14 protein-coding genes and 2 pseudogenes are annotated in these 14,273 nt (G+C 67.8%); 10 read left to right on the forward strand and 6 right to left on the reverse strand.

Annotation, left to right across the window (positions count from 1 at the left end):
- Window positions 1-402: 402 nt before the first annotated feature.
- Window positions 403-777, reverse strand: a complete 375-nt coding sequence (locus tag AB0E90_RS50925; protein ID WP_360421017.1) for a MerR family transcriptional regulator — start codon at window positions 775-777, stop codon at window positions 403-405.
- Window positions 778-815: 38 nt separating this feature from the next.
- On the reverse strand, window positions 816-2,321 hold the full coding sequence (locus AB0E90_RS50930; protein WP_360421019.1) for a SulP family inorganic anion transporter: 1,506 nt from the start codon (window positions 2,319-2,321) through the stop codon (window positions 816-818).
- Window positions 2,322-2,675: 354 nt separating this feature from the next.
- Between AB0E90_RS50930 and AB0E90_RS50935 the strand changes: the two genes are divergently transcribed.
- The 4 genes from AB0E90_RS50935 (at window position 2,676) to AB0E90_RS50950 (ending at window position 5,784) form a co-directional block, all read left to right on the forward strand.
- The gene (locus tag AB0E90_RS50935; protein WP_360420993.1) at window positions 2,676-2,936 is read left to right on the forward strand and encodes a hypothetical protein; all 261 of its coding nucleotides are present in this window, start codon (window positions 2,676-2,678) and stop codon (window positions 2,934-2,936) included.
- Window positions 2,937-3,334: 398 nt separating this feature from the next.
- On the forward strand, window positions 3,335-4,891 hold the full coding sequence (locus AB0E90_RS50940; RefSeq protein ID WP_360420995.1) for a methyl-accepting chemotaxis protein: 1,557 nt from the start codon (window positions 3,335-3,337) through the stop codon (window positions 4,889-4,891).
- A 79-nt stretch (window positions 4,892-4,970) separates the two neighbouring features.
- Entirely contained in the window at window positions 4,971-5,261 is a 291-nt protein-coding gene (locus AB0E90_RS50945) for a hypothetical protein (protein ID WP_360420997.1), read from the forward strand.
- Between the two features lies 1 nt (window position 5,262).
- The gene (locus AB0E90_RS50950) at window positions 5,263-5,784 is read left to right on the forward strand and encodes a GAF domain-containing protein (protein WP_360420999.1); all 522 of its coding nucleotides are present in this window, start codon (window positions 5,263-5,265) and stop codon (window positions 5,782-5,784) included.
- Between the two features lie 26 nt (window positions 5,785-5,810).
- Here the strand turns inward: AB0E90_RS50950 and AB0E90_RS50955 are convergent, their stop codons facing one another.
- Complete coding sequence (locus tag AB0E90_RS50955) at window positions 5,811-6,047, reverse strand: hypothetical protein (protein ID WP_360421001.1); 237 nt, start codon at window positions 6,045-6,047, stop codon at window positions 5,811-5,813.
- Window positions 6,048-6,462: 415 nt separating this feature from the next.
- Window positions 6,463-6,810: pseudogene (locus AB0E90_RS50960) on the reverse strand (SPFH/Band 7/PHB domain protein); the annotation flags it as partial.
- A 541-nt stretch (window positions 6,811-7,351) separates the two neighbouring features.
- Between AB0E90_RS50960 and AB0E90_RS50965 the strand changes: the two are divergent.
- The 5 genes from AB0E90_RS50965 (at window position 7,352) to AB0E90_RS50985 (ending at window position 11,251) form a co-directional block, all read left to right on the forward strand.
- Complete coding sequence (locus tag AB0E90_RS50965; protein ID WP_360421003.1) at window positions 7,352-7,627, forward strand: adhesin; 276 nt, start codon at window positions 7,352-7,354, stop codon at window positions 7,625-7,627.
- A 72-nt stretch (window positions 7,628-7,699) separates the two neighbouring features.
- On the forward strand, window positions 7,700-8,209 hold the full coding sequence (locus AB0E90_RS50970) for a hypothetical protein (protein ID WP_360421005.1): 510 nt from the start codon (window positions 7,700-7,702) through the stop codon (window positions 8,207-8,209).
- Between the two features lie 107 nt (window positions 8,210-8,316).
- The gene (locus tag AB0E90_RS50975) at window positions 8,317-10,122 is read left to right on the forward strand and encodes a SigB/SigF/SigG family RNA polymerase sigma factor (RefSeq protein WP_360421007.1); all 1,806 of its coding nucleotides are present in this window, start codon (window positions 8,317-8,319) and stop codon (window positions 10,120-10,122) included.
- 42 nt (window positions 10,123-10,164) lie between these two features.
- On the forward strand, window positions 10,165-10,626 hold the full coding sequence (locus AB0E90_RS50980; RefSeq protein ID WP_360421009.1) for an SPW repeat protein: 462 nt from the start codon (window positions 10,165-10,167) through the stop codon (window positions 10,624-10,626).
- An 82-nt stretch (window positions 10,627-10,708) separates the two neighbouring features.
- Window positions 10,709-11,251 carry a sensory rhodopsin transducer gene (locus AB0E90_RS50985; RefSeq protein ID WP_360421011.1) on the forward strand — a complete coding sequence of 181 codons (543 nt, stop codon included), beginning with the start codon at window positions 10,709-10,711 and terminating at the stop codon, window positions 11,249-11,251.
- Window positions 11,252-11,382: 131 nt separating this feature from the next.
- On the opposite strand, the pseudogene AB0E90_RS50990 reads toward AB0E90_RS50985, so the two are convergent.
- Window positions 11,383-12,872: pseudogene (locus AB0E90_RS50990) on the reverse strand (IS1380 family transposase).
- Between AB0E90_RS50990 and AB0E90_RS50995 the strand changes: the two are divergent.
- Entirely contained in the window at window positions 12,824-13,114 is a 291-nt protein-coding gene (locus tag AB0E90_RS50995; RefSeq protein ID WP_360421013.1) for a sensory rhodopsin transducer, read from the forward strand. The pseudogene AB0E90_RS50990 and the gene AB0E90_RS50995 sit on opposite strands and share 49 nt — an antisense overlap.
- A 468-nt stretch (window positions 13,115-13,582) precedes the next feature.
- On the opposite strand, the gene AB0E90_RS51000 is transcribed toward AB0E90_RS50995, so the two are convergent.
- Window positions 13,583-13,927 carry a sodium-independent anion transporter gene (locus AB0E90_RS51000; protein WP_360421015.1) on the reverse strand — a complete coding sequence of 115 codons (345 nt, stop codon included), beginning with the start codon at window positions 13,925-13,927 and terminating at the stop codon, window positions 13,583-13,585.
- Window positions 13,928-14,273 lie beyond the last annotated feature (346 nt).

The following is a 14,273-nucleotide window of genomic DNA, read 5'->3' on the forward strand; positions in this document are numbered from 1 at the left end:
TCGTGGTCACGGCACCCCGCTCACGTCCCGCCCCAAGCCCGCGGCCAGTCCCATTCCATGAGCCCAGGCCAGGGGAATTACGTGAGCGTCAACACCGGATGCAACACATCGGCGAGTACGACATCTTCCACCCCGAACTACGAAAAGACCTCGACAATGTCGCCGCCGGCAGCGCCGAACGGTTACACGCTCCGATCTCGATGGTCTCCGTCGGGGCTTGACCCCCGATCTTGGACACGAGGTTTATGCGGCTGGCGCCAACGTTCGTGTCAATAATAAGCCGGCGAAACGGACGTCCTGCTTTACGTAAGAGTAGGGTTGTGATCTTCGTGCTGAGTTCTGGTTCACACCGCGACCACGGAACATATGCCACCTCGCGGTGAGGCGGCATACGTTGCCGTGTCACCGGTTCTGGTCGATGTGGCCTTGAATCTGCTGGGCGAATCCTTCGGCGGTGGCGAGTTGCTCGCGGAGGGCTTCCACGCGGTTCTGGGCGGCGGCGTGGAACATGGCCAGCCGGTCCAGCAGCGCGTCCCGTTCGTCGCCGTGGGCGGTGGCCAGACTTTCGAGGATCTGCAACAGGTCGCGCATCTCCTCCAGGGTGAAGCCGAGGGGTTTCATGCGCTTGATGACGCGTAGGCGGTCGAGGTCGGGTTCGGTGTAGAGCCGGAACCCGCCGTCGCTGCGCGCCGACGGCACGACCAGGCCGGCTCCCTCGTAGTGGCGGATCGTGCGAATGCTCAGGCCGACCCGCTCGGCGGCCTCCCCGATCTGCATCTGTCGCGCGTTCACCGCATCAGTGTGCCCGGTGACCATCAGTGGCCGACCTTGAGCTTGCCGGCGAGATTCTCGTGGAATGCGGCGCTGGCGGTGTTGAGCCCGACGATGTCCACCCGCTTGCCTCGAGATTGGTACTTGGTGGTGATGGCGTCGAGGGCGGCGACCGAGGAGGCGTCCCAGATGTGTGCGTCGCTCATGTCGATGACCACATGTTCGGGGTCGTCGGCGTAGTTGAACTGGTAGACCAGGTCGTTGCTGGAGGCGAAGAACAACGCACCGTGGACGTGGTAGATCCGGGTGCCTCCGTCGGGGTCCAGGACGCTGGTGACCTCGACGAGGTGTGCCACCCGGCGGGCGAAGATGACCATGGCGGCGAGCACCCCGAGGACGACGCCGATGGCCAGGTTGTGGGTGGCCAGCGTGGCGGCGACGGTGACGAGCATGACGATGATCTCGCCGGCCGGCATCCGCTTGAGCGTGGCCGGGGCGATGCTGTGCCAGTCGAAGGTGCCCACCGACACGATGATCATCACGGCGACCAGGGCGGCCATCGGGATCAGGGCGACCACGTCGCCGAGAACGACGACGAGGATGAGCAGGAACACCCCGGCGAGGAACGTGGACAGCCGGGTACGGGCGCCGGACGCCTTCACGTTGATCATCGTCTGGCCGATCATGGCGCAGCCGCCCATGCCGCCGAAGAAGCCGGTGACGATGTTGGCCACGCCCTGGCCCCAGGACTCGCGGGTCTTGTTGGAGTGGGTGTCGGTGATGTCGTCGACGAGCTTGGCGGTCATCAGTGACTCCATCAGCCCGACCAGCGCGACCGCCAGCGCATAGGGAGCGATCGTGGTCAGTGTGCCGAGGGTGAACGGCACGTCGGGCAAGCCCGGCACGGGCAGGCTGTTGGGCAGGGTGCCTTCGTCGCCGACGTTGGGCACGTTGAGGTGCGCGATGACGACGACCGCGGTCAGCAGGACGATCGCGATCAGTGGCGCCGGCACGACGTTGGTCAGTTTCGGTAGGAGGACCATGACGGCGAGGGCCACGGCGACCAGGGGGTAGACCAGCCACGGGACGCCGATCAGGTGGGGCAGTTGGGCGGTGAAGATGAGGATGGCCAGGGCGTTGACGAAGCCGACCATGACGCTGCGCGGGATGAACCGCATCAGCTTGGCCACCCCGACCAGCGCCAGAACCACCTGCAGCAGCCCGCCGAGGATCACCGCCGCGATGAGATAGCCGAGACCGTGATCGCGCGCCAGCGGGGCGATGACCAGCGCGACGGCTCCGGTCGCGGCGCTGATCATTGCGGGTCGGCCGCCGGTGAAGGCGATGGTGACCGCCATCGTGAACGAGGCGAACAGGCCGATCTTCGGGTCGACGCCGGCCAGGATGGAGAACGAGATCGCCTCAGGGATCAGCGCCAGTGCTACGACCAGACCCGCGAGGACCTCGGTGCGCAGCACCCGCGGAGAGCTCAGCCACTCCGGGCGCGACCACCGCGACGGACTTACTACTGCAGACGACTGCAGGAACATGGTTCTCATTTCATCTTGGAACGCACGCGCTGAGGCGTGCATCGGCGCTACCGATTCCGCGGTGCGCTGCTTGACCTGGGGGGCCGGGCGCGGGAATGGCCGTCGCCGCGGCGGTGAGCGTCCTCGCTCACGAAGCTGTCGGCTACCACGGACGTAAGACGCCGTACCCGAGCAACGCGTCCAACTCTACTCGTCGGTGAGAGGAGAGTTGGCCTGAGGGTGACGTGCCGACAATCACCGCAACCCGCGACCGCGGTGAGGTGGCGAGTCGACCTGGCGGTCCGCGACCAGGCGCGAACGCCACCCCGTGGCCCATGCCGGCCGCGGCCGGCTACAGGTGGATCCTGGTCGAAAATGGGCGAGCGGCAGGCCGAGGACGAGGCACCTAAGGCCAAGGCGGCTCCGGTCGAGCAAGACGCCCTCGAAGTGCCGCGCCTCCCTGAGCCGGCGCACGTCGAATCGCCGGACCTACGCTGCGTCGGCGCCTTCACCGGCGGAAAGATCGCTCCGCTCGACGTCGACACCCGAGCCACGACGGCCACCGTCAGCTGGTACTACCCCGGCGACCCCACCATGCGACCTACCGCATCACCAGCATCTCCCAGGACCTCGTGATCGGTGCACAGAAGCCGCTGACCTGGCAAGAGACCAAGGCTGAATTCAAATGCGCCCAAGTAACTGCAGCGACGTCTGGCCGGAGCCGCTGGTTCCCGACGAGGATTGACGGCGCTGACTCCAATTCGCAGTAGACCGATGAGTCCCCGGCTGTTAACGGGAGCAGGGCCGGTAATGAACCGGGTCTTTGCCTGCTGGCTGCTTCTCAGTGTTGCCGCCGGGGTGCCGATCGGGTGTAGTGCGGGAGGCGGGGGCTGCCCGTGGACGCCGCCGGCGCAGTTGTGCCGGCCGGCGCCTTGAGGCGGTAGGGGAAGAGAACCATGGTTGCTGCGACGACGACACCGGTCGCTTTGGTTTCGGCTCGGGGCCGGCCCAGCTGGGCCGACCTGGGTGTTCGAGTGAAGATCATTGTGGCGGTGTTGGTGGCGGCGCTGGTCGCGCTGCTGGTGGGGGTCCTGGGATTGTCAGCGTTGGGCGACGCCAGCGGGTCGGCTCAGCAGATCTATCACAGCAACGTGGCGAGTGTCAGTGCGATCGGGTCGCTGAACGCCGCGATCCGGCAAAGCCGGTTGGACACGGCCAGCCAGGCCTTGTCCCAAGATGCGCCGACCGTGACGAAGTACGAGAAGGCGTTCGCGGTGGACGAGCAGGACGCGGATGCGGCGTTTCTCGCCTATCGCGACAGCCTTCCGAGCGGCGACCCGGCCGTGATCGAGGATCTCGAGGCGACCTGGCGCGCCTACGTCGAGATCGCTCAGAACAAGCTGCTGCCGGCTGGGCGGGCCAACGACTTCGCCGGTTGGCAGAGGATTCGCGACACCGACGTGGTCCCGCTGATCAACAAGATGAACGCGGATCTCGGCACGCTCGTCGGCGCCGAGAAGAACGATGCGGCCAGGACGGCGGGCGGCGCGAAATCCGGGTACGAATCGAACCGGATCGTGTCGATCGCGGTGCTGGTCGGCGGGTTGCTGATCGCTCTGGCGCTCGGCATGGTCATCGCCCGGGGCATCGTCCGGTCGCTGACCAAGGTCACCGACGTGTGCGAAGGGCTGGCCGGGGGTGACCTGACCCGAACCGCGGGCATCGTGTCGCGTGACGAGCCCGGTGTGATGGCCCGGGCCCTCGACCGCGCGGTATACCGGCTGCGGGACACCGTCACCACCATCGGCGGGTCCGCGGTCACCCTGGCCAGTGCGTCCGAGGAGCTGTCCGCGGTCAGCACCCAGCTGCAGGCGGGTGCGACCGATGCCGCGAACCGGGCCCGCGCGGCGACCTCCGCGACCGAGGAGGTCAACACCGGGGTGCAGTCGATCGCCGCCGGCGCGGAAGAGATGAGCGCCTCGATCAGCGAGATCGCCACGAACGCCGCCCAGGCGGCACAGGTCGCCCAGCAGGCGCAGTCGGTGGCGCAGCGTACCAATGACCAGGTCGCCGAACTGGGCACGGCCAGCGCGGAGATCGGCGACGTGGTGCGGCTGATCACCAGTATCGCCGAGCAGACCAATCTGCTCGCGCTCAACGCCACCATCGAGGCCGCCCGGGCGGGTGAGCTCGGTAAGGGCTTCGCGGTGGTCGCCGGCGAGGTCAAGGAACTCGCGCAGCAGACCGCCAAGGCGACCGAGGAGATCACCGCCCGGATCGGTGCGATCCAGGCATCCAGCGGCTCGGCGGCCGCGGCGATCGGGGAGATCACCCAGGTCATCCAGCAGATCGGTGACTACACCACGACCATCGCCTCGGCGGTGGAGGAACAGACCGCCACCACCGGCGAGATGAGCCGCGCCGTGGCCGATGCGGCGACCAACAGCGGCGATGTCGCCCGGACAGTTTCCGGTGTCGCCGAGGTGGCTGCCGCGACCGCGGACGGCGCCAAAGCCACCCAGGAGGCCGCCGGGGATCTGACCCGTCTGGCGAGCGACCTCACCGCTCTGGTGGGCACCTTCCGTCATTGATTCCCGGCCACCGGGACCCGGTGGCCTCCATTACCACCAGGGTGGCGTGCCGCCCCGGACCAAGTACGCGGAGGCTCGGATGCCACCATCTCAGGACCAGGCCCGCCCGTACGGCCTGAGCCGTCCCACCATGAGCGATGCCCGCGAAGCGGTGCACCGGGTGCACGGCGACAGCGGCCCCCGGGCGTGGGCCGAGGCGCTGCAGGCCGCCGGGCTCAGCGGCGAGGAGACCGCGCCGGAAGCCCTCGACCGGCTGCTGGCCGTGCTGGCGGCCGGGGACGAGGTCAGCCAGCTCTGTGGACACGCCCTGCAAATCCGTGCGGCCATGCACACCCACCTCTCCGCCGCACACGCCCTCACCAGGAGCTGACATGAACAGCACAGCCGACAGCGACCTGTTCGACCGCCTCGGCCGGCCTGCCCGGATGCGGCAGATCGCCAGTTACGACCTGTTCGCACCGGGGCTGCGTCCGCGGCTGGACGCCTTGGCCACCCGCACCGCCGCCCGGCTGCACGCCCCGGTCTCGCTGATCTCGGTCGTCCTCGACAGCGCCCAGTTCGTCCTCGGCCGTCACGGCGTCGGCGGCTGGATGGCCGAAATCGACGGCATACCCGCCGAATGGTCACTGTGCGCCCACACCGTTCTGGCCGGCCGGCCGTACTGCGTCACCGACGGCGCGACCGACCCCGCGCACGCGGACAACCCGCTGCTGAACATGACCGACATGCACAGCTACGCCGGTGTTCCGCTGATCGACCACAGCGGCCAGGCGATCGGCGCCCACTGCGTCATCGACGTCGACCCGCGCACCTTCACCGACGACGACCTCGCCCTGCTGGCCGACAGCGCCGCCGAAACGATGCGCATCCTCGACGAGCACCGGAGGTCGTAATCAACCGTGCCCGGCGGCCCACAGAGTCAGTCGGCTCGTGTCTGTTGTACACGGATCATGATTGATTGCGCCTCTCGTACGGCGGCTTCGAGTTGATCTGTCATCGCCTCCACCGGCAGCGAGTGGCCGGGCGGCGCATTGCCGACCTTGAGTTGTGCGGCGAGCTCGCGGAGAAGGGCCACCTGCAGGTCACCGAAAGCTGTCGAGAGGGCGAACCTGATCTGCATCAGCGCCGCACTTTGCTGCCCCTGGTCGACCGCCATGGCTCTACGCTAGCCATCATCGGCGACCACACGGAGGATTCCGGACGGATTGTCGGCGGCCTCCGCCACTCGGTTGTCGCGCTGAAAGAGTCTCTCCAACGCTCGGCCGAGGCGTCATGAGACGGCTATTGCCCTGCTCGTGGCGCTGCCAAGACCGGTGCGGCGGACCGCGACCGACTTGAGGCCCTCAGTGCCGGCCTCCGTGGGCTTGTCGCCCATCTCGACGCGGCTGCCGGGAGCGGCGCCGGCCGAACGAACCTCGATCTGATCGCCGGCGAAGTGCCCCAACCAGCCGGCGGCTATCGGGGGGGCCGGCCAGCGTTGTGCACGCAGGCAAACAGGACGCTGAGCTCGTTCCTCATGGCCTAACCCATTCCAGGCAGAGGTGAGAGGAACTGCGCGGCAGGTACGGCCGTCAGGGCCGGTCCTGGTTCTGGGCACTGAGCAGCTGCACGGAGGCCGGTGCCGGAGTGCCGCCCGGCTGTCCGTTCGTCGTTCCGGACACTTCGGCCTGGGCGGCCCGAACCTCGGCGTTGATCTTCTGGGCCTCGGCGGCTGCGGCCTGCGCGGCTTCAGTTGCCTCGCGCTCCACGGCTTGGGCGACCACCGCGGATGCGGGAGCATCGCCGGCCGTGCCGGCCAGGCCACCCAGCGCTCCACCGCGCCCTTCCAAGGCCTTGGCCAGCTCAGCGGGGATGACCCAGACCTTGTTGGCCGACCCTTCGGCGATTTGCGGCACGGCCTGCAGATACTGGTAGGCAAGCGGTGTCGCCCCGTCAGTTGGGCTTCGATGCTGGTCGCCGGCCATGGCGCAGTGCCCGTCAGGCACTCGTAGAGCAGCAGACCAAGTGCGTACACATCGCCGGGCGGCACAGCGTGGCCGTGCTTCATGCCCTCGCGGCCCACGATGTATTCGAGTCGATAGCGTTCTCCCAGGACCCGCATCGGCACCTCCCCGGCGGGCTGATCGGCCACTCCTGGACCCGGGATGCCTACCCGCCCGGGAAAAGGGGAACGAGGACGCTCGGCAATCGGTCATCTTGTCAAGAAGTCGTCATGGCCCCGACCTCGGATGCGGTCTCGGTATTGCGGCGAAGCTCAGTAGCGTCGTGGAAGATCAACGGCACGCGCAGCGCCAACTCAGCCCCGACAAGACGGTGATGGTGGTGGCTGCGATCTTGTGCGGTGCACGCACACCACTTCATCGTCACGGGATCGTCACGAGGTAGCGGACGCGTCTCCATATCGGTGGGCCAGGTTGGGTGGCGACCGATTGGCAAGCAGAACAGCTGAGGAGAATCGCTGTGTTCACTGTCTCGGACAACGCCACCATGGCGATCCGCACCATCATCGGGAGGTCCGGAGTCTCTCAGGGCGGCGGCCTCCGTATCGCCGCCGCCGGCGACCGTAGCGTTCTGTCGATCGCGGTGTCCCCGGCCCCGGAGCCCGGTGACACCGTCTACGACGCCGGCAAGGACGCTCAGCTCTTCATCGCCCAGGAGGCCGGTGGCCTCCTCGAAGACAAGACGATCGACGTCCAGGAGGACGACGCGGGACGGGTCGAGTTCACCGTCGAATAGGTCGTCATCGCTGTCACTGGATCGACACAGAACCGTGCGGTGACGGTCGTCGTCCGGGCATAGCTTGCAGCTATGGTCCGGATGACGGCGGGACCGGCGCGGGTTGTGCTGCTTCTCCTGGTGATGGCGGTGACAGCGGCATGTGCCGTGGCCGCGCGCGACGAACAGGACGAGACGGCGGCCGGGCCGGAATGGCGAATCGGGCCGCGGAGCGGAGTAGGGGCAGCCACCCAGACCGACCCGGCCCGGCTGACCGGGATCCATGTCGAGAAGCACGGCGAATTCGACCGGATCACGATCGGATTCGACGGGCGACTGCCGGGCTACCGGGTCAGCTATGGCTCGGCCTCACCGGATGTCCTGGTCATCGTGCTCCGGCACGTGGACGGGGCCAAAGCGCAGACGTTGGACGTCGACCTCCCGGCGGTTGGGCAGGTCCGCCGGGAGGATCCGGACGCCGAGGCGGTCCGTACCACGGTGACTATGAGCTCGGCTGGGCGTCTGCCCTTTCGGATCGGCTTCTCGCTGGACTCCTTCTACGTTGACGTGGCTCATCCCGGCGAGGCATCCGGGCTCGGTTGAGCGGGTCCGCAGGCAGGCATTGCATCTGATTCGCCGGGCCGGCGGGCCCCGAGTAGCGCGACGTCACCTGGCCGGCTCTCACCAGTCGCACCGATGCACGCTCGAGAGTGCTGTCGTTTCCGGCCCGTGGGCTGGACGCTGCGCTTCCTCAACCATTTACCCACCGGCGCTCGATCGTGCCGCGTCATCCGGGTGAGGAGGAACCCGTGAATTTCCAGCTTGCCGTTCCCGACCATGCTGGGGTGGACCAGACCGAACGCCATAGCTTGCGGTTGTTCACCCGCTTGCATCATCCCGCCACCGGTGAGTCCGAGCGGCGGCGCCTACGAGACGAGATCATCGAGTGCAACCTGCCCTTCGTGACCCGGCTGGCGCACCGCTATCGGCATCGCGGGCAGGACGGCGACGACTTGGCCCAGGCAGCGGCGTACGCCCTGGTGAAGGCGGTCGACAGCTTCGACCCGGCCCGGGGGAAACCGTTCTTCGGCTATCTCACGCCCTGCGTGATGGGCGAGCTCAAACGACACTTCCGCGACAAAGCATGGGCCATGCACGTCAGTCGACGGTTGCAGGAGCTGCACCTCGACCTGAGACGGCACCAGGCCGCGCTCACCCAGCGCTGGGGGCGCTCGCCCACGGTCACCGAGCTCGCCGACGCCATGGACGTGACCGATGATGAGGTTGTCGAGGCGCTGGCGGTCGGCCAGGCGTACCGGCCGGAGTCGCTCAACGCGCACGCGACCGCCGAGCACGATTCGGCGGAGCGCCAGGACTTCCTCGGCGCGCAGGATCCCCGCCTTACCTCGCTCTGTGACCATCTCGCCCTGCGCGATCTTCTGCACCGGCTGCCGGAACGCGAACGTTCCCTGATCAACCGGTACTTCTACGAGGAGGCCACCCAGGAACAGATCGCCGGCGAGCTGGGAATGTCGCAGATGAACGTGTCGCGCTTGCTCCGGCGCATCCTCCGGGACCTGCGGCGACAGCTCGAGGGTGCGGACGAACGGCCGCCCCGACCGGCTCGTTCGGGCGTGCGCATCATTACGTACCCGGCTGCGAGGCGCGACCAGGTCGTTGTGGTCGCCGGCGACCTTGACAACGCCGCCGTGGGTGAACTGAGCGACCTGCTCGTCGACATTGCGGTCCAAGACCGGCCCCGGCGTATCGTCGTGGACTTGCGTAGGCTCGGCTCCGCCGGCGGCTCCGCCGTGCGCGCATTCGTCGACGGCTACCGGGCCGGTGGTCACAGCGGTGCCGGACTCGTCTTGATCAACACTCCGCGTCCTTTCCTCGAACTGCTCGTTCGGCTCGGCGCCCACCGCCTGTTTCCGTGCGTGCCGGCCGGTCGTCCGGCCGCCGTGCCGGACCGGATTCCCGCCCACCCCGGGGCCGGGACGATCCGGGCCACGCCCCGGGACGGGCTGCGGGCGCGGCCGTCCCAGCGTGCGTTCCGGCCGCCCGCACGCCGGTGGCACCGGCCGGTGCCGCCACTTCGACGGCTGGCGGCCGTGTCGCGAGCCGAACAACGCCCGGGGCGGATGCTATGGCAGAAACCGGTCCGGATGCGCGGTCCGGCGCTGTCCGAGCCACAGTCCACCCGGATACGGGCAGGGACGGCCGGCCGCCACAGTCCGGCCGGGTGCCGCAGACGGACCCGACGGCAACCACGGGCGCCGTGTCACCGGCGGCGCGGCTACCTCGGGCCGACGGTTCACTCATCGGCTTCGCATCGGAGCATCACGAGTCCGTGGGGCCCGCCACACTGGTCGGCGACGCCGGTGAGAGCGAGGTACCCGGCCGCGAACTCGCCCCGTGCCGATCGGCGCCGACACCCAGGACGCGTACCGGCCGCCAATCCGGTCGCTGCGCGGATTCGCACCTATATCGGTATTGACGGCCGAGCCGGGGGGTAGGCCCAGATTGTCACCACTTCACAAACCAAGGAGGTGTCGGTGATGACTGAAACAACACGATTCGCCATGGCGGATCATCCTGACCTGATCGAGATGCACGCACGCTACGAGCGCGCCTCGGCCAGCGGGCCGGCCGTGATTACCGATGGCCTGGTGCTGCTCGCCGGCCTTTGGTTGGCGATCTCGCCGTGGGTCATCCACTTCAACGCGACTGCGCCGGCCGTTACCGTGAACAACCTGATCCTGGGGATCGCGGTGGCGGTCGTGGCGCTCGGGCTCACGCTTCTGCCGCAGCGCATGGTCCGGCTCAGCTGGGCGACGGCGGCAATCGGCGCCTGGGTCGTGGTCTCGCAGTGGGTGATCCAGCAGTCTTCCAGCAGCGCCGGGATCGTGTGGAACAACGTGATCACCGGTGGTGTCACGGCCCTACTGGGTATCGCGGCCGCGGCCATCCTGATGTCCGGGGCCCGGTCGGACTCGCGGATGACCCGGGGGAACGGCTGAGAAGGCGAGCGGGTGGCCGGCGTTGACCCGCCGGCCACCCGCGGAAGTTTCGGCCGCCGCCGACACGAGCGGGTCCACCGCAATGGTGATGCCGAATCCGCACGGCGGCGACCGCGACGCCAACCGCGACATGGTGCTGGAGAACGACGTCGTGGTGGGTTCGGTCAACGTCATCCCCGACCGCTCCGCCTCCGCCGGCGGCGAAGTCGGACGCCGACAGGCTCCTTGGAGAACACCGGCGCCCGTCGATGCGGCAGAGCAACGCCCAGCCTCGTCGTGCAGCAGCGGGCGAGTGCAGAACGCGTTCGCGTCGTGCCGGTCACATCCGACCGTCGGGTCGGTGGGAAGCCCGCGCGGGCGCATGGTCGCGGACCGAGGGAGTACGTTTCGCGCGCGCCCGCCGAGGAAGGCTCGACGGCCAGAAAGGAAGTCGATGATGGACGCTCTCGGTTCGACCACCTGGGTCATTCCCGAGGGATACATTCCCGGTGACTCCACCGGCCCGCAGCCGCAGATGCTCAGCCACGAGACGGTATGTCTGCTCAATACTGGTGACCAGGACGCCCACGTGGAGATAACGGTGTTTCTCGCCGATGCCGAGCCGCTAGCCTCCGTCTTTCATTAAGCGCCGTCGCTTGGTCGGGGTTGCGGTCGCGGCGGTCGTGGTTGCTGATGGTGGCGGCTGGGCAGGCGGTGTCGCCCGGCCGGAGGCCGGGTTTCTCCGTGGTCCTGGTCGTTGAGGCGGCGGATTTGTTGTCAGGTAACGGGTTCGGGTAGCACGGCGAGGCGTTCGAAGGCTCGGATGAGGTCATCGGTCCAGGGCCAGCCTGCGGCGATGCGCATCGTGGTGGTACGGGCGGTGCGGCTCAGTTTCGCCGCGACGTACAGCAGCCGGTAACGCAGCTTCTTCGGCTCGGCGGCTGCCAGTGGCCCGTCGAGCAGTAGGTGTTGGGTCCAGCTGAGCAGGTCGATGCCGGTGAGGGCGAGTTCCAGCCAGGCGGCGTTGATCGCGAAGACGCGGGACGGGAACCGGCCGAGGCCGGTGCTTTTGCCGGTGCGGATGCGGTCCTCGACCCGGGCATGGCAGCGGTGCCGGACTTCGAGGAACTGGATCGAGGCGCCGCCGTGGGGTGTGTCGGTGGCGAAGACCTGGTGACGCATGCCGTTGACCTGGTCGAACAGTGACAGTTGCGCGCCGGGGTGGGGGCGTTCCCGGCGGCAGATCAGCCGGGTGCCGGCCGGGAACGAGACCAGCAGCGTCGGGTCGAGATAGTCGGTGAGCTCGACGAGTTCCGCGCCGTCGCGCAGGCTGCCGTCGCCGTCGAGCGCCGCCACCCAATCGGCGGCGGCGGTGATCGCGGTCCGGATCGGCGTGGTGATCGCGACCCCGACCGAGAACTGTGTGTCCACGCCACGCTCGCGCAGGCTGCGGATGTGAGCGAGGAACTCGTAGCTGCTGCCTGCCGAATCGGATCGGATCGGATCAGGATCGGGCTGCCATAACGGTGCTGTTCGGGAATCTGTTGAAGGGCCTGATTCAGGACGGTGACGTGATCGGCGGCGGTATTCGATCCGGCGTTACCCGGGCGCAGAAGTCCTGCCAGGGCCTCGCCGGTGGCGTCGAGGAAACACAACAACGGGTGGAACCCGAACGTGTGTTTCCAGGTCGGCGCTGCCGCTTCCTTCTCCGAGTGCGCCAGCACGATCGTGGCGTCGATGTCCAGCACGAACCCGGGCAGCGCCCGCCCGAGGACCGTGGTCACGGGCAACGACCGGCGCGTCTCGAGCAACTGGAGCCAGGCCAGTTCCCGCGCGGCAGCGCGAGCCGCCCGCAAGCGGGCCAGGGCCGCGGTGTCGATCGCGTCGAGGACCCGCCACGCGGTCGGATCCGAGGCCACGCGCCCGAACAAGCCGGGCTGCTGCCGCAGCACCGACAGATCCGCGATGGCCTCGCCGCCGTCGGCCAGTAACACCGCCAGATCGACCGCGACGCGGCCCGGCTCATGCGCCGGGCGACGAACCCGGTCCAGCCCGAGCGCTTGAACGAAACCGCTGGTCAACCTGGTCTTGTCAGCGAGATCGGTCAGCAGACGGGTGCCGGCATGACCGACGACACCGCGAGCGCCGCCAGCAACGATGATCTTCGGACGCGTTCGAGTACCCTGCACTCTGAAAGTGCCTTCCGTGCGGGACGATCTTGACTCTAGACAAGCCAGATCATCCCAGATCAGAAGGCACTTTCGCATTCCCGGCCTCGCCACCGGCCGCCCTTACTGAAGGCGCGAGGCTAGGGCCTTACCACGTAACGGTGCCGGGCCGTCGCACTCTCCATCAGCGGTTCAACGATCTCAGCGACCCGCCCGTGCCTCGTGACACCGATTACGCGAGCGTCATCCGCAGCGACCGCCCGGTGGTAGCGCAGCACACCCGCCTGGACTCTCGGCAGGCCGAGAATGCCCTGATGAGCACCGTCGCCTACCCCGTATGAGCGGCTCCCGCCAGGTGGGGTATCGGGTGGTGTACCGGGCGCGACGAAAGCCACCCAGTAGCGCGGTGCCGCCGACGATGAATGACCTGACCTTTTGTCAATCCGTCCGCATGACGGCCGCGGCTGCGTCCGGCAGTCGTATTCGGACCGGCCGCCGGCGACCGTCGCACCTCATTGTCGTCATGTACTGCTCGAAGAAAATCAAACAGTACTGGTTGGGGACGGTCGTGGACGGCAATTCCGGCCACGGCATCGGCCGCGAATTCGCACGGGAGCTAAACGCGGGGTCGTCACGAGCGCCATTACGCTGCCGGCATGACTCGCTGACTCACCGCATTCCTCGACTCCCCTTCGCGGGATTCCGAGACGTTCTGGCAGGAGATCACGGGCTCGACGTTATCGCCTGTGAATCGCGCGGTGCGGCCGCCGGCCGCTGTTTCGGTTGACCGCGGCGGCCGCACTCGCCGGTCAGGCGTCCTCTTGTGGCCGGTCGGATCGGTCCACCAACTCTGCGAAGCCGTTGCGGCGCAACTGGTCCCGCACCTGCGGAGCGGCGTGGACGAGCACCATGCTCGCGTCGTCCGCGGCGGCGGTGTCCTGCCCGGAACGGAGAGCGTCGAGCCCGTCCTCCGAGATCGCGGGGACGGCGCTCATGTCCACGACGATGCAATCCGGGTGCGTGGCCGCGACTACCATGCGGAACCGGCTTCGGAGCAGGTCGGCTGCCTCCGCCGAGCCGATCTCTCCCTGTGGCTCGATCGCGATCACCATGGCGGGTTCGGGGAGCCGACGCGTGCTGATCAGGTATGTCATCGCAAGTCCCTTCTCGCTCGACGGGCCGCTATTCGCCACGACCTTTACCCCTTCGACAATCCTCGGCGTTTGTGACGATCACGGTTCAGCATCTCCCCGTTCCAATGACAAAGTTCGACGTCCGGGCGGCCACTACCTTTGATCCTGCTCAATCATGGAAAGGTCAGGACCGTGGCGAGATGCCTCACGATGGCACTGTGACACCGTGAGGCCGATGAGCTGATCAGACATCCGGATCCTGGATCGTCCGGCTAAGCACCTAGTCAGAGGTTCGGTACGTAACTGATTGGGTCACGGGCTGTACGCGAACACGCTCAGCAAGAGGGACATAGCAACGCAAAGACCT

Source organism: Actinoplanes sp. NPDC026619, assembly GCF_040638295.1.
In the GTDB taxonomy this organism is placed as follows: domain Bacteria; phylum Actinomycetota; class Actinomycetes; order Mycobacteriales; family Micromonosporaceae; genus Actinoplanes.

Bases quoted from the DNA above. Each gene is read 5' to 3' on its own strand.
- AB0E90_RS50930 (WP_360421019.1), bottom strand. From the start codon at position 2,321: ATGTTCCTGCAGTCGTCTGCAGTAGTAAGTCCGTCGCGGTGGTCGCGC.
- AB0E90_RS50935 (WP_360420993.1), top strand. From the start codon at position 2,676: ATGGGCGAGCGGCAGGCCGAGGACGAGGCACCTAAGGCCAAGGCGGCT.
- AB0E90_RS50950 (WP_360420999.1), top strand. From the start codon at position 5,263: ATGAACAGCACAGCCGACAGCGACCTGTTCGACCGCCTCGGCCGGCCT.
- AB0E90_RS50985 (WP_360421011.1), top strand. From the start codon at position 10,709: ATGGTGATGCCGAATCCGCACGGCGGCGACCGCGACGCCAACCGCGAC.
- AB0E90_RS50955 (WP_360421001.1), bottom strand. From the start codon at position 6,047: ATGGCGGTCGACCAGGGGCAGCAAAGTGCGGCGCTGATGCAGATCAGG.
- AB0E90_RS50970 (WP_360421005.1), top strand. From the start codon at position 7,700: ATGGTCCGGATGACGGCGGGACCGGCGCGGGTTGTGCTGCTTCTCCTG.
- AB0E90_RS51000 (WP_360421015.1), bottom strand. From the start codon at position 13,927: ATGACATACCTGATCAGCACGCGTCGGCTCCCCGAACCCGCCATGGTG.
- AB0E90_RS50945 (WP_360420997.1), top strand. From the start codon at position 4,971: ATGCCACCATCTCAGGACCAGGCCCGCCCGTACGGCCTGAGCCGTCCC.
- AB0E90_RS50980 (WP_360421009.1), top strand. From the start codon at position 10,165: ATGACTGAAACAACACGATTCGCCATGGCGGATCATCCTGACCTGATC.
- AB0E90_RS50925 (WP_360421017.1), bottom strand. From the start codon at position 777: ATGCAGATCGGGGAGGCCGCCGAGCGGGTCGGCCTGAGCATTCGCACG.